General features: G+C 49.6%; 21 protein-coding genes. 8 read left to right on the top strand and 13 right to left on the bottom strand.

The features are described 5' to 3' along the window. Nucleotides 1-28: 28 nt before the first annotated feature. The 5 genes from AC6ESP_RS19620 to AC6ESP_RS19600 form a co-directional block, all read right to left on the bottom strand. Complete coding sequence (locus AC6ESP_RS19620) at nucleotides 29-1,027, bottom strand: siderophore ABC transporter substrate-binding protein (protein ID WP_497098424.1); 999 nt, start codon at nucleotides 1,025-1,027, stop codon at nucleotides 29-31. Nucleotides 1,028-1,140: 113 nt separating this feature from the next. Then, complete coding sequence (locus AC6ESP_RS19615; RefSeq protein WP_497098423.1) at nucleotides 1,141-1,899, bottom strand: iron ABC transporter ATP-binding protein; 759 nt, start codon at nucleotides 1,897-1,899, stop codon at nucleotides 1,141-1,143. Continuing rightward, nucleotides 1,893-2,843 (bottom strand): iron chelate uptake ABC transporter family permease subunit, encoded by a 951-nt coding sequence (locus AC6ESP_RS19610; protein WP_497098422.1) that lies wholly within the window; start codon nucleotides 2,841-2,843, stop codon nucleotides 1,893-1,895. Before AC6ESP_RS19610 ends, AC6ESP_RS19615 begins: the two co-directional genes overlap by 7 nt. Beyond that, complete coding sequence (locus AC6ESP_RS19605) at nucleotides 2,833-3,786, bottom strand: ABC transporter permease (RefSeq protein ID WP_497098421.1); 954 nt, start codon at nucleotides 3,784-3,786, stop codon at nucleotides 2,833-2,835. Before AC6ESP_RS19605 ends, AC6ESP_RS19610 begins: the two co-directional genes overlap by 11 nt. 137 nt (nucleotides 3,787-3,923) lie before the next feature. Beyond that, entirely contained in the window at nucleotides 3,924-5,480 is a 1,557-nt protein-coding gene (locus AC6ESP_RS19600) for an AraC family transcriptional regulator (RefSeq protein ID WP_497098420.1), read from the bottom strand. A gap of 273 nt (nucleotides 5,481-5,753) precedes the next feature. Here AC6ESP_RS19600 and AC6ESP_RS19595 point away from each other — a divergent pair, with 273 nt between their 5' ends. Both AC6ESP_RS19595 and AC6ESP_RS19590 read left to right on the top strand, forming a co-directional pair. Next, nucleotides 5,754-6,365, top strand: a complete 612-nt coding sequence (locus AC6ESP_RS19595; protein WP_497098419.1) for a PadR family transcriptional regulator — start codon at nucleotides 5,754-5,756, stop codon at nucleotides 6,363-6,365. Next, the gene (locus tag AC6ESP_RS19590) at nucleotides 6,355-8,238 is read left to right on the top strand and encodes an ABC transporter ATP-binding protein (protein ID WP_497098418.1); all 1,884 of its coding nucleotides are present in this window, start codon (nucleotides 6,355-6,357) and stop codon (nucleotides 8,236-8,238) included. Before AC6ESP_RS19595 ends, AC6ESP_RS19590 begins: the two co-directional genes overlap by 11 nt. Nucleotides 8,239-8,270: 32 nt before the next feature. Here the strand turns inward: AC6ESP_RS19590 and AC6ESP_RS19585 are convergent, their stop codons facing one another. From AC6ESP_RS19585 to ggt, 3 genes are all read right to left on the bottom strand, one after another. Then, on the bottom strand, nucleotides 8,271-9,128 hold the full coding sequence (locus tag AC6ESP_RS19585) for a fumarylacetoacetate hydrolase family protein (protein WP_497098417.1): 858 nt from the start codon (nucleotides 9,126-9,128) through the stop codon (nucleotides 8,271-8,273). 44 nt (nucleotides 9,129-9,172) lie between these two features. Then, nucleotides 9,173-10,393: an amidase gene (locus AC6ESP_RS19580; RefSeq protein WP_497098416.1), complete on the bottom strand. Its 1,221-nt coding sequence runs from the start codon at nucleotides 10,391-10,393 to the stop codon at nucleotides 9,173-9,175. Between the two features lie 70 nt (nucleotides 10,394-10,463). Continuing rightward, nucleotides 10,464-12,029 (bottom strand): gamma-glutamyltransferase, encoded by a 1,566-nt coding sequence (gene ggt / locus AC6ESP_RS19575; RefSeq protein ID WP_497098468.1) that lies wholly within the window; start codon nucleotides 12,027-12,029, stop codon nucleotides 10,464-10,466. 239 nt (nucleotides 12,030-12,268) lie between these two features. On the opposite strand from ggt, the gene chrS reads away from it, so the two are divergent. The 4 genes from chrS to AC6ESP_RS19555 all read left to right on the top strand — a co-directional run bounded on the left by chrS (nucleotide 12,269) and on the right by AC6ESP_RS19555 (nucleotide 14,490). Next, entirely contained in the window at nucleotides 12,269-12,751 is a 483-nt protein-coding gene (chrS, locus tag AC6ESP_RS19570; protein ID WP_497098415.1) for a chromate efflux transcriptional regulator ChrS, read from the top strand. A 3-nt stretch (nucleotides 12,752-12,754) separates the two neighbouring features. Further along, nucleotides 12,755-13,384: a chromate efflux transporter ChrB gene (gene chrB / locus AC6ESP_RS19565; protein ID WP_497098414.1), complete on the top strand. Its 630-nt coding sequence runs from the start codon at nucleotides 12,755-12,757 to the stop codon at nucleotides 13,382-13,384. After that, entirely contained in the window at nucleotides 13,372-13,914 is a 543-nt protein-coding gene (chrA, locus tag AC6ESP_RS19560) for a chromate efflux transporter ChrA (RefSeq protein WP_497098413.1), read from the top strand. The genes chrB and chrA overlap by 13 nt, the downstream gene beginning before the upstream one ends. A 240-nt stretch (nucleotides 13,915-14,154) precedes the next feature. After that, the gene (locus AC6ESP_RS19555; protein WP_497098412.1) at nucleotides 14,155-14,490 is read left to right on the top strand and encodes a hypothetical protein; all 336 of its coding nucleotides are present in this window, start codon (nucleotides 14,155-14,157) and stop codon (nucleotides 14,488-14,490) included. Here AC6ESP_RS19555 and AC6ESP_RS19550 read toward each other — a convergent pair. After that, on the bottom strand, nucleotides 14,487-17,690 hold the full coding sequence (locus tag AC6ESP_RS19550; protein WP_497098411.1) for an MMPL family transporter: 3,204 nt from the start codon (nucleotides 17,688-17,690) through the stop codon (nucleotides 14,487-14,489). The genes AC6ESP_RS19555 and AC6ESP_RS19550 overlap by 4 nt on opposite strands. A gap of 6 nt (nucleotides 17,691-17,696) precedes the next feature. Then, nucleotides 17,697-18,161, bottom strand: coding sequence for a MarR family winged helix-turn-helix transcriptional regulator (locus tag AC6ESP_RS19545; protein ID WP_497098410.1), 465 nt, complete (start codon nucleotides 18,159-18,161; stop codon nucleotides 17,697-17,699). 202 nt (nucleotides 18,162-18,363) lie between these two features. Here AC6ESP_RS19545 and AC6ESP_RS19540 point away from each other — a divergent pair, with 202 nt between their 5' ends. Continuing rightward, nucleotides 18,364-18,927: an FAD-dependent oxidoreductase gene (locus tag AC6ESP_RS19540; protein ID WP_497098409.1), complete on the top strand. Its 564-nt coding sequence runs from the start codon at nucleotides 18,364-18,366 to the stop codon at nucleotides 18,925-18,927. A 78-nt stretch (nucleotides 18,928-19,005) separates the two neighbouring features. On the opposite strand, the gene AC6ESP_RS19535 is transcribed toward AC6ESP_RS19540, so the two are convergent. Then, entirely contained in the window at nucleotides 19,006-20,157 is a 1,152-nt protein-coding gene (locus tag AC6ESP_RS19535) for an SHOCT domain-containing protein (protein ID WP_497098408.1), read from the bottom strand. Nucleotides 20,158-20,388: 231 nt separating this feature from the next. Here AC6ESP_RS19535 and AC6ESP_RS19530 point away from each other — a divergent pair, with 231 nt between their 5' ends. Beyond that, complete coding sequence (locus tag AC6ESP_RS19530; RefSeq protein ID WP_497098407.1) at nucleotides 20,389-22,125, top strand: methyl-accepting chemotaxis protein; 1,737 nt, start codon at nucleotides 20,389-20,391, stop codon at nucleotides 22,123-22,125. Nucleotides 22,126-22,198: 73 nt separating this feature from the next. Here AC6ESP_RS19530 and AC6ESP_RS19525 read toward each other — a convergent pair whose 3' ends face one another. Both AC6ESP_RS19525 and AC6ESP_RS19520 read right to left on the bottom strand, forming a co-directional pair. After that, a complete protein-coding gene (locus AC6ESP_RS19525; RefSeq protein WP_497098406.1) occupies nucleotides 22,199-24,220 on the bottom strand; it encodes an ABC transporter ATP-binding protein in 2,022 nt (673 codons plus the stop codon). A gap of 69 nt (nucleotides 24,221-24,289) precedes the next feature. Next, nucleotides 24,290-26,038 carry an ABC transporter ATP-binding protein gene (locus tag AC6ESP_RS19520; RefSeq protein WP_497098405.1) on the bottom strand — a complete coding sequence of 583 codons (1,749 nt, stop codon included), beginning with the start codon at nucleotides 26,036-26,038 and terminating at the stop codon, nucleotides 24,290-24,292. Between the last annotated feature and the right edge of the window lie 356 nt (nucleotides 26,039-26,394).

Below are 26,394 nucleotides of genomic sequence, written 5' to 3'. Positions count from 1 at the left end.
CCACGCAAGTAAGCTTAAAGCATTCCTGCTATTCCAATCCTGCGGATACTTCATTCACCATCGCTTCAACAGACAGCAGTCCACCGCCGGACAGGTACCAGAAATCAGGATCAAGGTATACGATGTTGCCATCTTTGTACGCATTCGTATTTTTGACAAGGGCATTCTCTACTAGAGCCTTCGTGCCCGATTCGCCATCTTCTGTAGCTACAGCAGCATCGCGGTCAATGACGAATAAGTAATCTGGATTCTTCTCAGCGATGTATTCGAACGAAACAGTCTGTCCATGTGTAGACACCTCAATATTCTCGTCCGCTGGCTTAAATCCGAATACATCATGAATGATTCCGAAGCGTGAGCCTGCGCCATAAGCGCTGATTGCACCTTCATTCGCAAGAATGATCAGAGCGTTCTTGCCTGAAGCTGTCGCTTTCTCGTTCAGAGCCGCAATGTCTTCATTGACCTTAGCAAGCTCTGTCTCTACTTCTGCTTCTTTACCGAAAATCTGGCCAAGCGTCTTCGCATTCTCCGTGTAAGACTCCATATATTTTGCAGTGTCTACGCCAAGGAAAATCGTAGGACCAATCTTGGACAGCTCTTCATAAGCATCCGTTTGACGTCCTGAGATAATAATAAGATCAGGTGAAATCGCGCTTAGCTTCTCGAAGTCTGGCTCCTTCAGCCCACCTGCGTTCTCATATTTGGCATCCTCATATTTGGACAAGTATGATGGCACATTCGCTTGCGGTACTCCTGTTACCTCTACGCCCAGCTTATCCAGTGAATCCAATACGCCAAAATCAAATACAACCACTTTCTCCGGGTTTTTCTTAACGACAGTCTCGCCTAGCTTATGCGTAATCGTAAGCTCCGTTTCAGCCTCTGGAGCTGCAGTAGCAGCTGCTTCGCCTTCATTCGCAGCTGGCTCATTCGTAGCCGCTCCATTATTTGCATTGTTTGTTCCGCAGGCTGCAACTACGACAGCGAGCAGCATAGTAAGTACGAGTATACTGATTGATTTTTTCACTTTCGATTCACCTCTATATTATATTCGTAAAGATAAGCAGATCCCCATCCGTTCCAACAAAAGCAAAACCTTAAGCCCCAAGCATTCCCCCCTTTAATGAAATTCACCGGCTCCTAAGTGAAATACACACAAATCCGGTTGCCATTAATATTCTCAATCTGAATATCCATATCATAAATTTCCTGCAAAACAGCCGTATTGATAATGTCATCAACAGAGCCTTCCCGCACAACCCTGCCATCCTTCAGTGCTACAATCTGATCCGAGTAGCAGGATGCAAAGTTGATATCATGGATAACGAGAACGATCGTCTTGCCAAGCTCATCCACCATTCTCCGAAGCACCTTCATAATCTGTACGGAATGCTTCATATCCAAGTTATTAAGGGGCTCATCCAACAAAATATATTCGGTATTCTGCGCGATAACCATCGCAATGAAAGCCCGCTGATTCTGGCCGCCGCTCAATTGATCGAGATACTTATGCTGCATCTCCTCGAGATCCATATAACGAATCGCTTCATCTACATGCTTCCAGCACTCCGCTGTCAGCTTGCCTTGCGAATGCGGGAATCTCCCGAAGCTGACGAGCTCCCTTACAGTAAGACGAACGTTAATATGATTGGACTGCTTCAGGATGGCAATCTTCTTAGCCAGCTCTGTGCTCTTCCACTCGCCAATCTCCTTGCCTTCAATAATCACATCTCCGCTATCCTTTGTGAGCAGGCGGCTGATCATGGACAGCAGCGTGCTCTTGCCAGCGCCGTTCGGGCCGATGAACGAGGTAATCTTCCCCTTCTGGATTTGAAGAGAAACCTGCTCAACAACCGGCTTGCCTCCGTATTTTTTGGATAGCTGCTTCACTTCTACCATGACTTATTCTCCCTTAACAGCAGATACAGAAAGTAAACCCCGCCGATAAAATTAATGATGACGCTCAAGCTGGTAGAGAACGTGAATACTCGCTCGACCAACAGCTGGCCGCCTATCAATGCAATAATACTAATTAAGATGGAGCCCGATATGAGAATACGATGCTTGTACGTACCGAAGAATTGATGGGCTACGTTCGCGACAAGCAGACCAAGGAACGTGATGGGACCAACCAGAGCCGTCGATATCGCAATGAGCAAAGCCACGATAATGAGCAGTCGCTTCACCGTATAATCGTAAGGAATACCCAGGTTAACCGCATGCTCCCTTCCGAGCGACAGGACGTCCAGATACTTCATGAACCGGGCACTATATAGTCCAATCAGGGCGATGCCGACAACGGCGTAGAGCAGCAGATCTGTATTCACGTTATTGAAGCTGGCGAACATCCGGTCTTGGACCATCAGGAATTCATTCGGATCAATGAGCACCTGCAAGAAGGTAGACATGCTGCCGAACAACGTACCCAGCACTAGTCCAACGAGCAGCAGAAAATACAAATTTCGGCCTTCCCGCTTGAACATGAACCGGTACAGAGCAGCTACGAACAGCATCATAATGCCGAGCGAGATAATGAAGTTAAGCTCTTTATTCACAACTGACAGACTCATCGATCCGAAGGCGAATATGATGAACGTCTGAATGAGCATGTATAAGGAATCCAGGCCGATAATGCTCGGAGTCAGAATGCGATTATTCGTAATGGTCTGGAAGATCATTGTTGAGAACGCGATGGCAGCTCCGGTCAATACGATAGCCAGCACCTTGAACAGCCTCTTCGGGAACACATAGTCCCAGTTGCCTATCATATTGGCAAAAATAAAAACAGCGATTAATGCGAGGGCTGCCAGCGACAGCGCGCTCAGCTTCCACTTATAAGTCATGTGCCTTTCTCCTCATCAATAAGTACAGAAAAATCCCGCTGCCGATAACACCTACTGTGAGGCCGATCGGAATTTCGTACGGATAAATAATGATCCGGCCCAATATATCGCAGACCAAGACGAACATCGCGCCCACCATTGCGGTATGAGAGAGGCTTTTCTTCAAGTTATCACCCTGATACATCGTAACCAGATTCGGAATGACTAAGCCGAGAAACGGGATTAAGCCTACCGTAAGCATGACCACGACCGATACGAGTGCAACGATAACTAGGCCAATATTAACGACTTGCTTATGGTTAAGTCCCAGGTTCACCGAGAATTCTTCCCCCATGCCGGCAATCGTGAACTTATCCGCGTACAAGTATGCAATGATCACCAGAGGAATACTGATGTAGAGCATCTCGTAACGGCCGCTCAGAATGCTGGAGAAATCGCCTTGCAGCCAAGCCGTAATATTCTGAACCAGATCATTCTTGTAAGCGAAGAACGTTGTGATAGAGCTGATTACATTGCCGAACATCAGGCCGACCAGCGGAATGAAGATCGCATCCTTGTATTTCACTCGGTCGAGCAGCTTCATGAATATGAACGTGCCGGCTAGCGCGAATACGAATGCAATAAGCATCTTCTCTAATGAGCTGGCAGAGGAGAACAGCATTAAAGCGACCAATATGCCTAACCTTGCTGAATCATCCGTTCCCGCAGTCGTCGGAGAGACGAACTTGTTGCGGCTGAGCTGCTGCATCATCAGACCCGTGATGCTTAAGCCCGCTCCGGCGATAATAATACTGACAAGCCTTGGAATACGGCTTACCAGTAAGATTTGCAGCTGATCGTCGGTTAGGCTGAAGAGGTCTAACGGCGAAATACTTTTGACACCGACGAAGAGCGATGTACACGACAATATAAGGAGTAGGACGAGCAGATATCTTTTTTTCATATATGTTCCTTTAACATTAATAATCATTCTCAATAGATACTATAAAAGAAACCATTCCTATTGGGGAATGGACTTTTCTTTTATCCTCTTGGACTTTTCATCAGCGCTTGCGCTTTCGTCACAATTGGCGGCTTCGATTATTCTCCCCCGCTAAGCAGATACTTAACCGTTTCCTCCACTAAATTCTCGTAGACAGCCGCATTATAATTGAGTGCACCCTGATGACGAATGAACAGGCAGCGCTTCTTCGGTCTGCTGCGCTTCAGACGGCGCCAATTGTACTCCAGCTCATCCATGCGGGATTGTGTCGTACTAGTGGAGACGAGGAATAGGACATTCTCGCAATCCAGATCGGCAATTTCCTGCATCGTCGTCACATCTCTATAGCTGATCTCCTTCGCCGGAAGCGCTGGCGTCACTTGCAGATCATCATAGAACACATCTTTCATCTTCTTCATCAGCATGCCGTATACACGGAAGCCGAAGTCGAATGACTGAACGAGCAGCATAGGCTCCTCACCCAGTACATTGCGCACCTGTACCCTGGCATTCTCTACCTTCATGTCATAATGGGAAAGCCAGCGTTCGGCAACTGTCGTCAGTCCGAGCAGCCCGCTTATATCCAGCAGACGCTCCTTCCATGAATACTTCTTCCACTCTAACACCGTCAGCGGCGCAATCTCCGAGAGCCTCTCTTGAAGCTCAACAGGCATAGGACCGCTCAATATAACATCCGGCTTCGAGGCAGCTAAGCTCTTGAGCACCTGCTCCGGGTCCCAGCCTCGCTCGAATGAAAGATACGGCGTAAGGCCTAGAACGGACAGATCACCTAAGAACACTGGTACTAGATTAGCGATTCGTATCTTCGTGGATGCAGCATATTCTGTCGGTGTAATCCCCATCTGTTTCTTGAACAGCCTGCTGAAATAATACTCATCCGGGTACCCCACATGATGAGCCACTTCGCCTATTGAGCTGTACGTGTTAAGCAGCCGCAAAGAAGCATCCAAGCGGATTTTCGTCATATATTTAAGTGGACTCAGCCCCGTATGACGACGGAAGGCCTGATAGAACCTTGTTGTGCTGAAGCCAGAAGCCCGAGCCAGCTCCTCTATATCAATAGCTTCATGATACTTCTCCAGCATGAGCTGCTGGGTATGCTCAACATAACCAAGCAGGTCCTTCTCCGCCGCTCTCGGCTTCTGAATCGATTGCATGAAGCCAGCTGCGATGCCGTACAAATGCGACTGAAGCTGGAAGCATTGGGCCGGGTCATCCTTATCAACACCGCATAGGAAATCCGATATCCATACCCTTGCCTGAGGCATACGGAAGGGATGGAAGCTCAGATGACCACACTCTGAATCAGACCTCGCCACCACAGGCTGCAGCTGTTCCCATAATGAAGTGAACCGAATAAGAACGACCTCGGTAGATTGATCCGTGAGATTGCGCAAGGTGCACATACATTTCGCCGGCACTAGGAAAATCTCGCCGCTCAGCGCTCTGCCCCTGCTATTCCTTTCTGCGAATCGCATCGTTACCTGTAATTTATGCTCAGGTATGAATACGAAGCAATGCTCGGTCTCTAGACAAATACTTGTCTGCTTATTGCCATCTATTTTAAGCTCATTCGTGCCCATGTAAGTCAATAACAGCTGCTCATTCGTCTTGGAGGACTGACTATCCAACATGCAACACCCTTCCTAACCGCTCGCTCTTTATTTGAACCATTTTAATTAACTGTAAATAATAATAATTATCATTGTCAATGCTAGTAGGAGATCACCCGGTTATTCCACCTATCAGTGAGGCGGGTTCCTGACACTTGATTCACGGTCCATTGCTCTATTATAGCGCAGCTATACTGGAAATGTTGTGTTAAAAAATAGGATTGACAATACAATACGATATATCGTTTAATTTTATTACGATATATCGTATTGATAATGAAGGAGGCCTATTTCTTGCGGGATTTTCCGATAGACAACAATAAAGACACTCAGCTGCACACAGGCAGAGGACATGGCAAAAGATACTTCGGACGCGGCGGGGTCAAGCGGGCTCTACTCGGACTGCTCGCCTCAGAGCCCATGCATGGCTACCAGATGATCAAGGCATTGGAGGAGCAATCAGGCGGACTCTACGTTCCAAGCGCTGGCTCTATCTATCCCACACTGCAGATGCTCGAAGACCGAGAACTCATTTCTTCACAATCACCGGATGGCTCCGGAGCTGGAACGAAGAAGGTCTACTCCATTACCGAGGCTGGCTTAACCATTCTTCTTGAGCTGCAGGACAGCCATAGACATGGGCATGACGGACGCCATCCACGATTCATACACGGTCCTGAGGGTGAAGCGTATCGCCATGAGAAAATCCGTAGAAAGCTTGGTCTTAGCGCTGATATGTACCAAGTTATTCGTCAATTAGCCGCAGCAGAGGAGCAGGCTGCTGACAACCCCGCCAAGAAGCAAGAACTGAATCGTGTTGTTGCCACTCTGAATGAACAGTTATCGATCCTACTCAGCTCTGAGGGCAAGCAAGATCATAGTGGAGTGATGCAGAATGACACCTGATCCTATGTCCCCCGGAACTGGAGGCGGTGGCGGCCGAATGCTGCGGATGACACAACACCGGCCTAAGAACAAAGGCAGCATTTGGGCGATGTACAAACGTATGTTTTTTCATATGCGCTCGCATATATTGCTCATGTTCATTGCCTTAGCATGCATAATCGCGGTCTCGCTGCTGGAATTCGTTATTCCGCAGCTCACGCAATACACCATCGACCATCTCATTCCGAAGAAGCAGTACGACCAGCTAGTGTGGATCGGATTAGGCGTACTTGGCACAGCGGTTCTTCTAGGACTATTTAATTTTTTGAGCAGCTTATCGCTAGCTTCCGTTGGACAACGAGCCATCTATGATCTGCGTAATGAGCTATATCGCCATCTTCAGAAGCTGGATGTAGGCTTCTTCGACCGCAATCGGACTGGCGACCTCATGTCCAGGGTAACGAATGACGTGAATATGCTGCAGCAGCTCATCTCCTCGGGGATGCTGTCCATCGTAACGGATCTATTCACATTCGTGGCTGTAGCAGCCTATATGCTGTGGGTGGACTGGAAGCTGACGCTGCTCGTCCTTGCTACCTTCCCGTTCATGATTGCAACGACACGTTTTTTCAGCCAAAGAATGCGCTCCTCATTCAAAAAAGTACAGGAATCCGTAGCCGAAGTCAGCAACCATCTTCAAGATACGCTTACTTCGATTCGACTGATCAAATCCTTCTCCAATGAATCGTACGAGGAGCAGCGCTTCGCCGATCGCAGCTATGGCAATATGACCGCCAACCTAGGCGCAGTACGCCTACGCTCGGTATTCGAGCCGATTATTGATCTTCTCAATTTTGTTGGATTAGCTGCAGTTCTCTTGTTCGGAGCGCATCAGACGATGGAAGGCTCCATGACCGTAGGCACGATCGTCGCCTTCATGGCTTACCTGCGTTTGTTGCAAAATCCGGTCAAGCGCTTCAGCCGCACCTTGAATACGATTCAGCAGTCTGCTGCTGCCTATGAGCGGATTGTGGACATTCTAGAGGCAGAGCCTGAGGTGAAAGAGAAGGAGAATGCTATACAGCTGCCACCGCTAGCAGGGGATATCCAATTCAACAATGTAAGCTTCGCTTACCATAATGGCATTCCTGTGCTCAAGCAATTCAATCTAGCCTTAAAAGCAGGAGAAATGACCGCACTCGTCGGTTCATCTGGTGCGGGCAAGTCCACCATCGCCCATCTGCTCACACGGTTCTATGACCCGCAGCAAGGTTCTATAACGATTGATGGCCATCTGCTTACAGATGTCAGCCTGAAATCTTTGCGGAATCAGATGGGGATTGTATCGCAGGAGATATGGCTGCTTAATGGAACCATTCGAGAGAATATCGTCTATGGCAAGCCAGAGGCAACCGAGCAGGAGGTAATTGCAGCAGCCAAGGCTGCTAATGCGCATGAGTTCATTGCCGCATTCCCAGATGGGTATGAATCACAGATTGGGGAACGTGGAGTGAAGCTATCCGGCGGACAGAAGCAGCGCTTATCCATTGCGAGAGCCTTATTGAACAACCCTCGGCTAATTCTATTGGACGAAGCCACTTCTTCACTGGATACAGAATCAGAGAAATCGATTCAAGACGCTTTAACCCATCTATTAGAAGGACGTACCTGCCTCATTATCGCTCATCGTCTATCTACTATTCAGCGTGCCGATTGTATTTATGTATTAGACAAAGGCCAGGTTGTAGAATCCGGTTCCCATGACGAGCTGCTCCTGAAGCAAGGCAGATACAAGAAGCTCTACGAGCTGCAATTCCCTCAGAAGACGAGTCCAGAGACAGACATGGAAGAAGCTGAGCCCGTTCCTATAACGCATAAACGCCGGCCCTCTTAATAGAAGAGAGCCAGCGTTATGAGGCTTGCTTATTATTGAACAATACTTAGAAGAGGCTTGAAGCCGTTAATCCGGCATTCTACCACATCTCCGCCGCGGATAACGACTGCTCCTGGTGTACCTGTCAGGATGATGTCTCCAGGCAGCAGGGTCATTACCTCCGAATGAAACGCAACCGCGTACCACGGATTGAACCGCATATTGGAAATTACGTTCTTATGCTGGAGCTCTCCGTTCAACCATGTCTCTACTTGGAGCTCCAGCACATTCCCTATTTCATCCGTTGTAATCAGCTCTGACCCGAGTGTGCAAAAGGTATCGAAGCTCTTCGCTCTCGTTAGAAACCTCAGGTTCTTCGCATGGATATCGGCTGCTGTCGTATCTAGTGACGCAACGAATCCAGCAACGACGCCGGGCGCTTCTGCTGCCGTTATATTCTTGCAGGTCTTGCCAATGACGATGGCGAGCTCTGCTTCGGTCGTTACCTGCTTCGATTGCTCCGGCAGAACGATAGCTTCGCCCTCACCGATCAATGAGGTGTCCGGCTTCATGAAGCTGACTGGCTCCTCATCTGCTGGAATATGAGCCAGCTCCGCAGGGTCCTTCACATAGTTCATGCCGATGCCCCATATTTTGCGGGGATGTCGGTACAGTGGCACGGCTTGAGCAGCAGCTTCAGGAATGACCTCCATTGCCTCCAGCTTTTCTCGTCCCGTTCCATTATACCAAGCCGTCAACGCATCGAGCTGCTTGCTCGTAATGAGCTCGAAGATGCCCGTGCTCCAGCTTGCCTGCTCTAAGCGGTTCACCGTATCAATGAGCACACAGCCCTCCCGTACAGCAATAGCCGCTTGCTCTATTCCATTAACTCGTACACTGACCAGCTTCATGAGATTGGTACTCCCCTCTATTGTTTAATGCTATCCTTACTGTTTCATGGAGTGATCTGCTGGGGATTAAGCTGCAGGCTGCCCATGTATTCATGTGTCCATCTGAGCAGCTTCAGATCCTGATTCGCTCCCGCGATGAAAGACAATCCGATTGGCGCTCCGTCCACTTCCCCAGCAGGGATAGTAACCTGAGGCAAACCAGAAAGCCCTGCTATACAGGATAGCTGCATCGCTTGGAATCGCCGAAGCTCATTCTCCGCGCCGCTGATATCACGGCTTGGCGCTGTACCCGGTATCGTCGGAATGACGAGAAGTCCATCTTCACCTAACAGCTCCCGCAGCCTTGTCCGCACTTCGTTCCACAAGCCTATCTCAGCTGTGCTCTCCTCGCGCTTAAGCGTGCTTGCGAAGACGAATCGATCTCCGATGCTCTCTCCGAACACGGGCTTCTCCTGCTCGATCCATTCACCATGCGTCTCCCAGATCTCGACCCCTTGTGTCGTCCGGAATGCTTTGATCCATTCCTCCAGTCCTTCCGGCGCGATGCTCAGCCACTGGCTCGCTCCCTGGGCAGCCTGCTCAATGACAGGAATAAATCCGTTCAGAAGCTCTCGGCTGGCAGCCTCCGCCTTCGCCCAAGCTTCCTCCGCCAGTATGACGCGCTGGAAGGCTGGCGATGATAGCGACGTAGCTACAGTACCCTCCTGCTCCAGCAGCGCTTCACCAACCTTCAGCAGCAAAGACGTATCACGCGCCATCCACCCCACGGTATCATAGCTTGGTGCAAGCGGGATGACCCCATCTATGGGAACCAAGTTATGAGTAGGGCGGAATCCATAAATTCCGCAATAAGCAGAGGGGACGCGAACCGATCCGCCTGTATCTGTTCCCAGCGCGAAATCGACCGCTCCAGCAGCAACGGCTACTGCCGATCCACTCGATGAGCCACCCGGAATTCGATCAGGCGCTGCCGGATTAAGCGGTGTGCCATAATGGTCATTCTGACCATTAATACTGTACATGAGCTCATCGGTATGAGTCGTGCCCTCCATTCTGGCACCACTTGCAAGCAAGCGCTCAATCGATGAGGCTGTAACAGCCCAAGGCTCATGTGTGCGCAGCCAATCCGGATTGCCGGCCGAACTAGCGTAGCCTTTAATTGCAAACACGTCTTTGACGGCGAATGTCATTTCATTCAGGGGACCCTCCCCTGTTGGCTGAAGCACAACATCCTGCTGCATAAATGCATTAAACGGATCTCTCATTGCCTACTCCTCCATTCCAGCTGTTCAAGTATTCGTACCTCTATCACTAACCGCAGTCCTATCCCGCTTGCTACCAGCCGATAGCTGCCCCATCACAGCGAGGATCGGTGCCTCCCATAATGATTCCGTCAGAGCTAATCGTAATCGCATGCGCATGGCCCATAATGCCGTCCATATCCTTCATTTTGCGTACGATGTGCCCCGCTTCTGCCAAGCGTTCTATCACTTCTTCGTCTATTCGTCCCTCAACCTTCAATTCCTGGGACGGCGCTCCCCAAGTCCTGCCCCATACCCATCGCGGCTCTTCAACTGCCTGCTGCGGGTTCATGCCGAAATCTATCATTCTAGTAAGCATCGCGATCTGCGTCTGCGGCTGCCCTTCTCCACCTTGCGTGCCGAATAGATGAGTGGGACGTCCGTCTTGACAAGCCATTGCCGGCATCAGAGTATGGAAGCTGCGTTTATTCGGCAGCAGTCGATTCACATGCTGCGGATCAAGCGAGAAGAACGAGCCTCTGTTCTGCATAATAACTCCCGTATCGCCAGCTACAACGCCGGAGCCGAACTCGAAGTAAAGACTCTGAATGAAGGATACTGAATTCCCCTCTGAATCTACTACAGCAGCGTAGGCTGTATCATTGCCCACAGGCTGGCTATCGATAGATACCGCACGATCCAGCTCAATAGAAGCCGCCAGCTCAGCCGCATACTCCGCACTCAACAAGCGATCAAGCGGCACAGCAGAGAAATCAGGATCAGTCAAATAGCGATTGCGATCTCGGAAGCTAAGCTTGAGCGCCTCCACCAGCACATGATAATACTCATAAGAGCCATGGCCCAGCTCCTCAACATCATAATGCTCAAGGATATTCAGAGCCATCAAGCCGACAAAGCCTTGTGAGTTAGGCGGAACCTGATACACATCATGCCCTCTATACTGACCACGAAGCGGCGTTACCCACTCACCGCTATGATCGGCGAAGTCATCAGCTGTCAAGAGACCTCCCACACTCTGCAGATAGCCAGCAATACTCGCTCCGATCTCTCCTTTATAGAAGTAATCCCTGCCATGATCGGCAAGGCTCTGCAGCGTTGCTCCCAAGTCCTTCTGTACAAAACGCTCACCAGGAGGCACAATTCTGCCATCTGGCATATAAATAGAAGCTGTAATAGGCTGTGAAGCAAGCAGCGCCTCATTATGCTTCGTATTCTCATATTGATCCGGAGACATCGGGAAGCCCTCCACCGCATAACGAATAGCAGGCTCGAGAACCTCGGCGAACGTCAAGCGTCCGAATTTGCTGTGCACCTCATGCCAGCCATCCACCATGCCCGGTACTGTTATCGCGCTCCGAGGGCCCCTAGTTGGTATAGCTTCCTCTCCAGCGTACGCCTCTGCTGTTGCGCGGTATCCGGAGCGGCCACTAGCATTATAAGCTCTCACTTGACCATCTTCCTTATGATAGGAGAGCCAGAAGGAATCTCCTCCAAGCCCCGTCATATGCGGGTATACAACTGCTAGACATGCACTTACTGCAATAGCCGCGTCGAATGCATTGCCGCCCTTTTCCAATATTCTAGCCCCAGCCGCAGTAGCCAAATGATGTGGACTAACAACCATGACCTTCGTTCCCATTACCGGTTTACCCAATGCGATCTCCACCTTTGAAGTTAACTTTCATGACATGTATTTACTTTTAAAAATAACACGCGATGTTCATCTAGGCAATGAAAAATATTTTTTCGAAGGTAAAAAATCAATTTTTAGTTGATCATGTTCGAATATAGATATATATTTGTACATATGGTAATTGGAAATAAGTAATATCCAACATTTTGAATGACTCATAGTGTGAATAGAGAGGAGCTTCAAGTATGAATAACAAAACACCAAATCCTATTGATACTGTGCAGATTGATGAAATAGACCGTAAAATCATTTCCGCGCTGCATTATAATGGGAGAATATCTTACACAGATCTCGCTAAGGATATCGGGTTATCTCGTGTAGCTGTGCAAGCCCGCATTAATACCTTAATGGATAACGGCGTCATCGAGCGCTTTACTGCGGTCATTAACCCCGAGAGAATAGGCATTACGGTATCAGCCTTTTTCAACGTAGAGGTGGAGCCCAAATATTTGATAGAAGCTGCTGATAAGCTCGCCGACGAGCCGGTCGTCACTTCCCTCTATCATATGACAGGCCCAAGCAAGCTCCATATGCATGGTCTATTCAAGAGCAATCAGGAGATGGAGTCGTTCATGAAGGAGAAGCTGTATCCTCTGCCCGGCATTATGAGCGTCGATTGCCAGGTTCTGATTAACCGCTATAAAAGTCGAATGGGAATGAGGCTGTAACCGATGGAACCTAACACAAGCAATAACTACGGCCAAATAGCCTGGGCTATGTTCAAGACAGGTATTCTAGGCTATGGAGGCGGCCCCTCCGTTATTCCCTTAATTCGTTACGAGGCTGTAACCCGCTACAAATGGATTGACGATGATGAATTCGCCGAAATACTGGCATTAGCCAATGCCCTCCCCGGACCGATTGCCACGAAGATGGCGGCGTATCTCGGCTACCACAAAAAGGGCTGGATTGGAGCGACCGTCTCCGTTCTCTCGCATATCCTGCCATCTGCTATTGCCATGATCGCCTTACTGTCCGTCGTTCAGGTGCTCAGCGATTCCACGGTTATACAAGGCATGATAGCTGCCGTTATTCCTGTCATTGCAGTCATGCTCGGTGTAATGGCTTATGAATTCGCTAATCGGGCCGTGAAGGGGTTAGGCAAAATATTAGGCTTCACCTTCTTCCTTATTGCCTTCGTGCTGCTTCAAATTCTTAATATACAAGACGCGGTCGTCATCGTATTGTTCCTTGCTTATGGGGCTATTCATTTCAAAGCATCTGGCTGGTTCAACAACTGGAGAAATAAGCGCCGCAGAGTGACACAAACGAGCGGGGAGTCGAAAACATGGAATGGATAGAGCTTATCATCGGATTTTTTGTTGCTAATGTACTGGGATATGGCGGCGGACCAGCCTCCATTCCGCTTATGTACAACGAGATTGTGACACGCTACGGTTGGACAACGGATAAAGATTTCTCCAACATTCTTGCACTAGGCAACGCGCTGCCAGGACCAATCGCAACCAAAATCGCCGCATACGTTGGATATGATGTCTACGGCTGGATCGGAATGTTCGTTGCTCTGTTCGCAACTATTGTGCCATCCGCTGTCGCCCTCATTCTGCTGCTCAAGCTGCTGCAGAAGCATCGCACATCGCCAATCGTCAAAGGAATGACACTGCTCGTACAACCGATCATTGCCATTATGATGGTGCTTCTGACATGGCAAATGATCGATACGTCCGTTCATTCCTCGGGGATCTGGCAGTTTCTTGCGATAGCAGCCATCGCCTATTGGCTGATGGAGAGAAAGAAGGTTCATCCTGCTATCGTGATTTGTATCGCGTTCGCCTATGGCGGTTTGGTGCTGTCTCATACGATCGCATAATAAGGGATAAATGTCCGGCGGTGCTGCGAAAGCGGATGATTCTTCCGATCGCTGTTGCCCGGAGGCAAAGGCGAACGCTGCGCTTCTCCAGAATTCATCCACTTTCTCCGCTCCACATGGCCGAAACTCTCACCCCAGGGCCCTATCCAATATGGGCAGTTAAAAAGCACCTGTAATGCTGAGCTCAGCATTACAGGTGCTTTTTAGTGACAACGCGGCTAGCTGCTTGAGAATAGCGAAATGATTTTCGCAGTTGGTGAACGTCTTTTCGCTATTATCAAGCCGCGTTACCTGGTACCACGCATTAGCGAAACGATTTTCACTTCTGGTGAAGGTCATTTCCCTAATAACGAAATTCTTTTCCTTAATGGAACGTACTCACACTTTACTCCTCCCAATAAAGAAATTCCTTTCTCCAATAGCGAAAATAACTTCCTTAGCATAGGCACAAAGCAGCCGATGTACCATACAAAACCCCGAGCTCGCGGTGGTGGGACGATACATGCTCAAATTCATAAAAAAAGCCTCCAACCCCACAATAATGTGGAAATTGGAGGCTCTTTGCTTCCTAGTTAAATCGATGTATCCCGTGGATAAGGACGAATGGAATCCTTCGCATTGCCCTTAGCCGCAGACAGACCGTCGTCTGCGTCCTTCATGAAAGGCCAGTAGTTCGCCTTGCCGAACGTCCGCACCATAACTGGAATGAACAGCGGCAGCATGAGCAGCGCGTATAGGAACAGCCCGCACAATACGATCGTTGCGATCTGCAGCAGCGACATGACACCCGAAGGCAGCATGGCGGCGAAGGTTCCGCCGAGAATAACGGCTGCCGACATAATGACAGTACCCATATTCTTCATTGCAGCCAGAATAGCTTCCATTGGAGACAGATGCTTGTATTCCTTGAACCGATCCATTAGGAAGATACTATAGTCGATTCCAAGCGCCACCAGCATAACGAAGCCGAAGAACGGCACTGCCCAGCCAATACCCGAGAGACCAAGTATACGGACGAATATAACTTCCGCTATCGCCATCGAAGTATAGTAGGTCACGAGAAGTGAAGCTACCATATACAATGGCATAACGATGGAACGGAACAAAATAATTAGTATAATCGATATGCCAATCAGCATGAGAATGACCGTACGTGAATAATCTGCATCCGAGATCGTCTTCAGATCATGATTCATACTCGTCACACCGCCGACCGCATAGTCGGCCTTGTCATAAGAGGAGCCTTGCAGGCCGCGAGCAACTGCCGCCTCAAGATCACTGACTTTGGACATCGTCTCCGTCTCATACGGATTGCCGCTGAATACGACGTCGAATTTGGCCGTCTTGCGATCCTCTGACAAATACACATCCAGCGCCTGCTGGAACTCGTCACCTGCAATAGCCTCCTCTGGAATAAACCAGCCGGTTATTTGCTTATTAGGCGATGAGGACAGCTCATTCAGATAGCCTTTGGCTGAGCTGAGGCCATCCGTCACTTGTGTCAGGCCATCCACGCTCTGATTAAGCCCGCTTGTCAGCTCGCCCAATTGGCCGTTCAGATCGGCGAAGCCAGCCTGAAGCTCCTTCTGTCCGCTCGCCAGCTCGTCGAAGCCGTTCGTAACGGCTGGCAGCTTCGATATCACCTGACCTTGACCCGCAGCCGCCTGCTCGATGCCTGCTTGCAGAGCCGCAATACCATCCGCCAGCTGAGCAAGTCCTTGCGCCAGCGCTGCTTGCCCGCCGGATGCTTCGGTGAATCCGGCATTCGCCTGCTGCAAGCCGCCATTGATGCCGCTAAGCTGTGCATTAAGCTGCGTCAGCTGCTGACTTAACCCCGAGGCGCCCTGCTGAAGCTCCGCTACTGAGCTAAGCGCCTGCTGATAAGCCTCGTCATCCATCAGCTCCGGATAACGATCACCGAGTCCGCCAAGCCCCTGACCTAGACTGGATAATCCGTCTGCCAGCTTCGCTTGCTCAGCGGCGATGCTGCCATATGCTTGAGACAGCTGACCCAATCCAGCTCCCGCTTGTTCATAGCCGGTTAGCAGCTCTTGACTGGCTGCCGCAAGCTGATCTGCGCTTGTCTTAGCCTGTGCGAGGCCTGCACTCAGCTCCTTCGCACCCGAAGAGCCATCGTTCAAGCCCTTCTCTATCTGCTTAAGACCTGCGCTGAGCTGAACAACACCATCCTTCAAGGTGTTCGTCCCCTCAACCAATTGACCCGCACCATCCACCGCTTCATTCAGCTTCGGCGCATTATCGCTTAATGCCGTACTTGCTTCCGTTAATCCGGAGCCGATCGTACCGAGCCCGTCATTGCTCTGACCAAGCCCTTCCTCCAGCGTCCCGACTTGATCCGAGACGAGGAAATCATCCAGCACCTCACCTGTCGGACGTGTCGCGCTGCGTACCGTTTTGACCCCTTCAACTTTGGAAAGCTCTCTGCTTACTTGCTCTAGAGCAGCAAGCCCCTCTGGCGTATCCATCGGAGCATCCGATTTCACGATAATGGAGGAAGGCAGCGATTCACCCGGCCCGAAGCTATCTGCAATAATATTGAAGGCTTTCGCCGAATCGTATTTCTCACCAATCTCGTCCAGCGAGTTGAATGAAGTCGTACCTTTGTAGGTCAGTAGAAAAGGAACAATAACAACTGCAAGAATAACAAGTGCCCATATTGGACGCTTCAATGAGAACTGTCCAACGGTTCCCCATAGCTTGCTTGGCTTATGCTCAAGATTACCTTTGGAAGGCCAGAACAGCTTTTTGCCGAGCACCGCCATGAAGAATGGAACAATCGTGAACAATGCAATAAGAAGGATCGCGATCCCTACTGCCACCGCAACAGCGGAACGATACAGAATAAAGGTCGAGAATCCAATAGCAGAGAAACCAACAAGAACAGCTAAGCCGGAGAACAGCACCGTCCTGCCTGCCGTACGGTAAGTTTCGATGATGGATTCCGTAATATCGCCATTTCGGTGAGACAGCTCCTCCTTGAAGCGGCTGATCAGCAGGATACAATAATCTGTACCTATACCGAACAGGACTGCTACTAGAAAGATTTGTGTGAAGTTCGACAGCGGGAAGTCTGAATATTCCACTAGGAAAGCCACTATCGATTGCGAAATCAGATAGGTGAAGCCAACCGTCAAGAGCGGTACAATCGGCGCAACCACCGAACGGAACACCGCGAACAGAATAATCAGAATGAAGCCTAATGTAATAAGCTCAGTCTTCTTCAAGCCCTCCTCAGAGCTCGTAACTACATCCTCCGAAATCAGCCAGTTGCCTGTGAAATAATGATCCACCTTCACATCTGAGACCGCAGCGTATAAGTTATCACGCACCTCAGCAAGCTCAGCACCATCCAGATCCACATTCACCAGTGCCAGCACAGTCGTGCCATCGCCTGACACCATCTGCTCCACCAAATCCGGCGCATCGAAATGCGTCGTCAAGGAGGTAATGCCAAGCTCTTCCTTCATTTCCTTAAGCTTGTTGATACCAGCCTTCATGTCAGCGGTATCTGAATCTGTCAGTCCGCCGTCCCGATGGAATACCAAGACGGTTGCCGCACCGCCACCGCCGGATTCCGAGCCCCCTATTTCCTTCGCCATGTCCGCCGCTATAGTAGAGGAGTAGCCTTCCGGAACGTTAACCTGCCCCTTCTCCCTAACGAGCTCTTGCATATTCGGCGCACTCACCATCAATCCGACAGCAGCAACCAGCCACAATACCAGAATGATCCACCTGAACTTTAGAACCATCTTCATTTCTCTCTAACTCCTCTCCGTCTCCACTGAGAGCTTCATTACATTAGCAAGCTTCTCGAAGGTCTCAATAAAGTTTAATGCCTCTTCCTCATCAAAATGACACAGTAAGGTTGCGATCATTTCTTGAATCCTAATCTCCATTGCATCAGTCATTCGCTTGCCTTCATCCGTCAGCCTAAGCAGAGTTACCCGGCGATCCTTATCATCCGGAATCCGCTCGATCAGCTGTTTATCGAACAACCGCGTAATAATCGCAGTAATGGAGCTTTTTCCCACACAGAACATATCAGCAAGCTCAGAAGAGGTACTAACCTCCTCCATACGCAAGTAGCGCATCGTGGAATACTGATCGACTGTAATCCCCTCTGGCATCAACTCGCGCAGCAAAGCCGTTAACCTGCGATTCACCGCGAAATGCGCCCCTTCGTAACGGGAAATAATCTGTCCTAGCAGCTCGGTGCCTATTGTCATTCCCCATTCTCCTCTCAGACAACCATCAACCATATAGTTTCACTATGAAACCATTCATTAATAGAACTATAGCAAAAGGCAAGCCTAGGAGTCAACGAGAGACATGTGAATATATTGAACTTTTTTCCATTTGCTTGCACTAAAATTTTCCTATTATAATAATAGAGCAGTCTATTCTATTTGTTAATTGGAGGTTGGAATGATGTACGATATCGTAATCATTGGTGCTGGTCCAGCTGGAGCCAGCGCAGCTATTTTCACAGCCAAAGCAGGGAAGACAACGCTTGTGTTCGAGAACAACAAAGGGATGACGAAACGCGCCTGGTTCGAGAACTATTATGGCATCAAGGAAATTGGCGGTCCCGATCTTGTAGATATAGGCAAACAGCAAGCGCTTCACTTCGGAGCGGAGATTAAAGAAGAAACGGTCGAGAAGGTTGAAGCTATCGAAGGCGGACTTTCCGTACAAACGGATCACGGTACCTACGAAGCCAAGCATGTGCTGATTGCAACAGGGGCATTAACAGACCTCGCAGAGCATATTGGTGTCCATACGAAGCCAGGCACAGAGCCGCGGATCAAAACAGTCATCGATACAGATGCCGCAGGCAAGACGAATATTGCCGGTGTCTGGGCCGCAGGAACAGCTGCTGGCGTTAGTGTACATGCCGTTATCACAGCTGGCGATGGCGCGAAGGCAGCCATTAACATCATTAGCGAGTTGAACGGGGAACGTTACGTGGATCACGATGTTCTAAAAGCATAGATACTTCTTACATCAGGCATCATGCAAAAGCCGTACCAGGCTGAAAGCGCAGACCTCGTACGGCTTTTATGCATCTATTTATTCAGCAGCTGCTTCCTCACTGCTGCCGGCTGTGCCATCCTCACTTCCTTTGAAGCCGCCATGTCCACCTCGTCCGCCTTCCGGCTTCTCGAATTCACCATTGACCTGCTTCGTTACACGCTCGGTTAAGCTTGCCACCTTGGTATCGTACTCCTCCTGTGTTAATTCACCAGCTGCAAGCTTCTCATCCAGCTTCGCTGTTGCTTCATTGACCAACAGATCAACGATAGTCTGCACATCTAGTCCCTGCTCAGCAGCGACGCTCGCAAGCGTCGCATCCTCCTCTGCGAGTGCAGCCTTCAGCTCATCTGTTGTTAACCCGAGCAGCTCTGCTACCTCTTCACTATTAGCAAAGTATCCTTCACCATGCTTGCCTCTGCCGCCTTCCAACCTCGCAGCCTCCATATTCACTTGACTCGTTATCCGTTCTGTCAAGGAGGCTACACTCGTATCATAGTTATCCTGCGTCAGATCACCGGAAGCCAGCTTCTCATCCAGCTTCACCTTCGCCTCACTCACCTGCAGATCAATAACCTTCTGTACATCTACCCCTTGCTCTGCGGCAATGCTGGCAAGCGTCGCACCTTCTTCTTTCAATGCGCTTTGCAGCTCATCTGTCGTCAGGCCAAGCAGCTCTGCAAGAGCTTCACTGTTGCCTGCGAAGCCACGCCCGCCGCCCTTGCCTCCATCGAATCCGCCTTTACCGCCGAAGCCGCCTTGTGAGTCAAGCAGCTTATCCGCAAGCGCCGAGCTATCCAGCACCTTGTCCTTAGTCGAATCTGTAGACTGAGCTTCAGCAGAAGCCGCCGCTGCATCGATCCATTCGATCAGCTTCGCCTTCAGAGCATCACGTGTAATGCCCCCAGCCTCCGCTATCTCGGCAAGCGTCGAGTCCTGCAGCTGTGTGCGCAGCGATTCCGTATCTACATTTAAGTATTCGGCTAATTGCTCTTGCAGCTGGCTTAAGCCAGCCACGCCTCCTCGCTCGCCTCCGAAGCTCTTCTCTCCTCCGTATAATCCACGTTCCTTCGTTATGTTAGTCTGCGCAGCTGCCGTCGCGGCATTCGCATCTTGGGCTGCCCATATTCCTCCGCCTAAAGCCAGTGTCAAAGCTAGCGTGCTTGCTACTATTGTTCTTGATCCTCTCATGATGTTTCCACCTTTCGCAGTCAATTTGCTTACAAGAACCATATTAGCCAACCTAACTTAACCCAGCTTTAAACTTCCCTTAAAATGCCATGAAAATAATGAGAAAGGTTTCATCTAAATATATTCCTAACATCCTCTACGAACTTATCTAATACTTGGCTGTTATACTTACGCAAGAATAGACAGCATGAATTCACTTCTACACCACTTAGAAACGAGAGGTTAGACAGAATGTTTAAATTAAAAGACAAAAGCCTCACACTTACCAGCTCTGTTGTACTCGCTATTATTTTCGCTATTATTATCAGTGTTACACAGCTGTCCTCTTACAAAGCGCAGAAATCCGCCTATCTGGAAGAAATGGAACGGACTGCGCGAACCTTCGGTGTCCAAACCAAGTCCAACCTCGATTTGGTCTCTAAATCCCATACACAGCTGTTAGAGGGAAGTACAGCTTCGCGCGAGCTAGGCGTTCTGAAGCTTCAGTTCAATGCTATGAAGACAAATGATCTTATTTCGAACGCATACGCTCTAATGCCTGAGAAAATCGAGAAGGATGGCCAAACCTTCCTGAATATAATGCAGACAAGCACCGACGATCTCTACAAGCCCGGCACACCGTATGAGCTCACTCCGGAGTTCCTTGAAGGGTATGACAAAGTGCTGGAAGAAGGCTTCGTGCAGCTTGCTCCTTATACAGACGCAACCGGGACTTGGATTACCTTCTTAACGCTAGTGAAGGACGGCAATAACGAGCCTGTCGGCATCTTCGCAGCAGACTTCGATTATAATGCGGTTAATGCCAAAATCAATCGAATGCTGCTCGAAAGCTCATTCGGCGCTTTATTGCTCATGCTTATCGCCATTGCATTAGTCGTATGGCTCATTCGATTGGCCCTGAAGCCGCTCAAAAAACTTGCAGAGGTGTCCGCCCTTGCGGCAGAAGGCAATCTAACCATTACCGTACCCGTTAACAATAACAATGAGATCGGAAGAGTATCTGCGGCCTTCAATGAGATGATTGTCAGCCTAAGACATCTGACCCATAATATTCGATCCACATCTAGTGAAGTAACAGCATCCTCCTCAAGCATGCAGGAGAGTGCCGAACAGACAGCTCAAGCAACACAAGAGGTTGCTGAATCCATTCAAGAGGTTGCAATGGGAACCGACACTCAGCTGCAGAGCCTGCAAGAATGCCAGCGTGCGATGACCGAGATGACGATCGGCATTCAGCGTATCGCCGAATCCTCCTCTGCCGTATCGGAGATGGCGGGAGATACAACTGATCTTGCCATCAGCGGGGAAGAGGTTATTACTGAGACAGTCGTTCATATGCAAGCCGTATCCGACAAAATGACCGGCACAGTAGAGGCGCTTCATGAGCTAGAGCAAATGAGCGGACAAATTGGCGATATTCTCGCCATGATTGGAGAAGTCGCTAACCAGACGAACCTGCTTGCCTTGAATGCTTCTATAGAAGCAGCAAGAGCAGGAGAGCATGGCAAGGGCTTCGCAGTCGTCGCTAATGAGATTCGCAAGCTGGCTGAACGCTCGAAGGATTCTTCCGAGCAGATCGGTGCAATATTGAACGGAATTAGCAGCCGCACAGGTGAAGCCGTACAAGCGATGGAGCAGGCGGTAGTGGAAGCGAAGCAAGGCTCAGACGTATCGCAGCAAGCCGGCCAATCGTTCCGCTCCATTCTGGAAGCCATTCGCCGTGTGTCTGCACAGGTAGAGGAAGTATCCGCAGCCTCTGAGCAAATGTCGGCAGGCAGCCAGCAGATCGCTGCCTCACTCGATCAGCTCGAGAGCATCGCTTCCGAATCCGCAGGGCATGCACAACGGGTAGCAGCGGCTTCAGAGGAACAGCTCGCATCGATGCAAGAGGTTGCCAGCTCCTCCGTCCAACTGAATGATTTAGCATCCACACTCAATCAAGCCATCAGCAAGTTCAAAACCGAATAGTTCCCGTCCATATAGCAAGAGAACCTTCAATTCCACAATACGTGGAGCTGAAGGTTCTCTTCTCTTCTATACACTAGGCCGTTACAGCCGTCCCTTGCTGCAGCTGATACATCGCATAATATTTGCCGCGCTCATCCAATAGCTCATCATGGTTCCCACGTTCCACAATCTGTCCGCGATCCAGCACGAGAATCAGATCCGCCTGCCTTATCGTTGACAGCCTATGAGCAATGACGAATGTTGTACGGCCTTTCTTCAGCACATCCAGCGCCTGCTGGATAATCGCCTCCGTCTCTGTATCAATGCTTGCTGTCGCTTCATCCAGAATAAGAATAGCCGGATCATAAGCAAGCGCCCGAGCGAAGGAGATCAGCTGACGCTGCCCAGCAGAGAACGTACTGCCCTTCTCATTGACCGGTGCGTCAATGCCGCCTGGCAGCTGCGCGAACATGTCGTACGCGCCAACATCCCGCAGCGCTTGCTCAACCTTCTCCCGACTAATAGCCGGATTGTTCAAGCTCACATTCGAAGCAATCGTTCCAGTGAACAAGAAGGGATCTTGCAGAACAATGCCCATATGCTGGCGCAAATGCTGCTTCGGAATATCTAAGACGTCTGTACCATCAATCGAAATCCGGCCATGATTCGTATCATAGAACCGGAACAGCAGATTGAGAATGGAGCTTTTCCCTGAACCCGTGTGACCGACTAGAGCTACCGTCTCACCTTGGCGTGCAGCGAACGAAATATGCTTAAGCACATACTCTTCTTTCTTGTATGCAAAAGAGACATCCTCGAATTTCACTTCACCTTTATACCGCTCTATCGACCCAAGTGCAACCTCTATGCCCTCTTGATCCATCAGGGTGAATACCCGTTCAGCGGATACCCTTGCCGTCTCCAGGTTGGACAGTTGGTTAACGACGCCGACAATCGGCTGGAACATCCGATTCATTAAGTCGATGAACGCATAGAGCACACCAACACCAACAGCCGCACCCAGCCAATCGCCCCAGAACATCATAATCACGATTAAGAACATGACATTCCGAATGACGTTGACCAGATTATGAGATGTAATGGAGTTCAGATTAAGCAGCTTATTCTGATATTTGAAGTAATAATCATTAAGCTCATCGAATTCCTGCATCGTCTCTTTCTGACGAAGGAATGCCTGAATAATGGCCATCCCTTGAATCGATTCATTAATCATACCGTTGATCTCACTAAGCTTGGCACGAATGATTCGATTATAACGCGAAGCGAATCTCCGATACAGCTTGATCCAGATGATCAGGATCGGGACGAGCGGCAGAGCGAGCAGCGCCAGCCTTGCATCGAGCAGGAACAACGCTCCATAGATCGCCCCCATATAGACGATAGCCGAGAAGAAGTTCGCAAGCACCGATACATACAGCTCCCGAACCGCCTCCGTATCATTCGTAATCCGAGATACAACCTGCCCTGCCGCCAAGGTGTCGAAGTAGCCGACAGGCAGACGCTGTGTATGAGCAAATATATCATTGCGCATCTTTTGCACAATTTTGTTAGCCGAGGTTTGCAGCATCAGCCTCTGCCCATATGTGAATACACCTACAAGCAGGAGCAAGCCAAAATAAATAGCCGCCAGCTTCATTAGACTAGGGATCTCCGGCTTATAAAATTCATATAACTCGCCCGCTGACAATAAGGTAACGGGATATACCGCACTCTCGCCCGTCTCGGGATTGGTTACTGTGAGCTCTCCACCTTCTACAGTCTCTTTACCGCCTTCGACAGCTAGAGATCCCTCCAGCCAATAAAACTTACGCCCCACTTGAAGCACTCGAACTTCCTGACCCTTCACTTCTCCGGGGGCAAAATGATCTTCCCGCTTATACCATTTATCTTTATAATTGACCGAATAACGCTCTTCTCCCGCTACCACATGCCATTTCTTCTCGATTCCGAGAATATTCTGATCGATCATCCGCTTCGCAATGAACGGTCCTGCCAGCTCAGCACTTACAGCAAGCACGAGCAGCAGGAGCGCCAACAGAATTGGTTTCTTATAAAGCATGGCGTATTGAAACAATCGTTTTCCTGTTTGACCCATTGCTCTGGACGCCTCCCTAACCATTACGATTACCTATTTTCATATTCAACTAACCTATCATCCACCTAATTAGGACTCAATAAGCGATTCCAGCTGCTGCCGCTCATACTGCTCTTTGTACCAGCCGCCTTGCTTCAGCAGCTGTTCATGACTGCCCTCTTGAACAATCCTGCCTTCATCAAGCACAAGGATGTGATCGGCATGCTGTACGGCTGACAGGCGATGTGTCGTGATTAGTGTTGTTTTGCCTGCACGTTCGGTCCGAATGCCATCGATAATCTCCGCTTCCGTCCGTCCATCGACTGCCGATAAAGCATCATCCAGCAGCAGAATTTCCGGGTCTGCGATCAACGCACGCGCAATACTGACACGCTGCTTCTGGCCACCGGAGAGTGCCACACCCTTCTCGCCGACCATCGTCTCAAGACCATCCGGCAAGAATTGAATGTCCTTCGCGAATGACGCTCTTGCCAGCGCACGCTGCAAGTCCTCATCTGTACCGCGCTCCTTCATCCCTAAGAAAATATTGTCCCGAATCGTCTTCGAGAACAGAATAGGCTGCTGTGGCACATAACCAATCCAGCTGAGCAGTCGATCCACTCTCAGCTTGTTAAGTGGCACTCCCGATACAGCAATTTCGCCATTGCCGAGCGGGTACTCCCGTAGCAGCTGCTTCAGCAATGTCGTCTTCCCACTTCCAGTACGCCCAACAATCCCGAGCGTCTGTCCTTGACGCAGTGTGAAGGATACATCCTTCAAATTATCTGTAGAGGAGGACGGGTAACGGAAGGTCACTTGCTTGAAGCTTACCGTCTCTGGCTCATCCGGCTCAAGCAGATCCGGCCCATCTACTACATCCGCCTTATAGCCCAGCGTTTCATCCACCCGGTCAAGAGAAGCATTACCACGCTGCATAATGTTGATCAGCTCACCGATGGCGAACATCGGCCAGATCAGCATCCCTAAGTACACATTGAAGGTAACCAGCTCACCTAGCGTAATTTCACTGTGAAATACGAGATAACCACCGTAGCATAAGCCAATTAAGTAGCTTAAGCCGACCAATATTTTCATTGTTGGCTCGAAGAGCGCATCGATCTTCGCTACTTCAATATTTTTGCTGAACACTTCATTCGTCTTCTCTCTGAACTGCTCTGCACTCGCTTCCTCCTGCACGAAAGCACGAATGACGCGAACGCCAGATACCGACTCCAGCACCTGATCATTAAGCTCACCGAAGGCATCCTGCGATTGCATGAACTTCTCATGGATCTTCTTGCCGAAGTGCTTCATCGCAAGCGCAATGAACGGCAGGGGCAATAGCGCCGCGATGGTGAGCTTCAAGCTGATAAGACCAGCCATCATAATGAGAATCGTAACCATGAAGAAGGTCGAGTCGATTAAGGTCAGAATGCCGAAGCCGGCTGTCGTAGCAACAGCGTTCAGATCGTTCGTCGAGCGCGCCATTAGATCTCCCGTTCGATTACGCTCATAGAAAGTCGGCGTCATCTTCAGGAAATGCCGCATTAAGCGTGAACGCAGCAGCCGCTCCAAGGCGAATGCCCCGCCGAACAATTGATAATGCCAGACGTAAGAGATGAGATAGCCAACAACGACGACTAGCGACCATCCGATGATGACTTGGTAATATTCGGACGTTCCCAGATTACCCTGGGTTATGCCGTCAATCGTATAGCCCACCAGCCAAGGCGGAATAACGTCCAGCACACCAGCCAGTATGAGCAGTACGCCAGCTACCGCATATCTTTTCCAATTCAATACAAAAAACCATTGAAGCTTCTTAAGTACAATAAACATAGCTTTCCTTTGACACCTCCATTATCCATCCTTCTGTCAAATTTCCCATAAAAAAGAAGGAAGCGCACCGTCAAATACGATGCGCTTCCTTCTTCTCACAAGAGCGGCACAAAAAAGGCCGAGTGTGAATAAAAAGGCGCATGATTACGGTAGACGTAACCATGCGCCTTTGATTTATGGGAATACCCTTAATATCAAAGAGAGTTGACTCGCGGATGGATTACGCTCATTAAATTAGTGTGTACATTCCAGTGATTTGCAACGTTAAACTCAATCATTTGGTTATACATAAGTCGTAATCCTCCTTTCGATTTATGAAATCTATTTGTTACTCTAACATCGAATGAAAAGGCTGT

This window comes from Paenibacillus xinjiangensis, assembly GCF_059686975.1.
The sequence above is the reverse complement of the archived record's forward strand: the minus strand, read 5'-3'. Positions and strand labels throughout refer to the sequence as shown.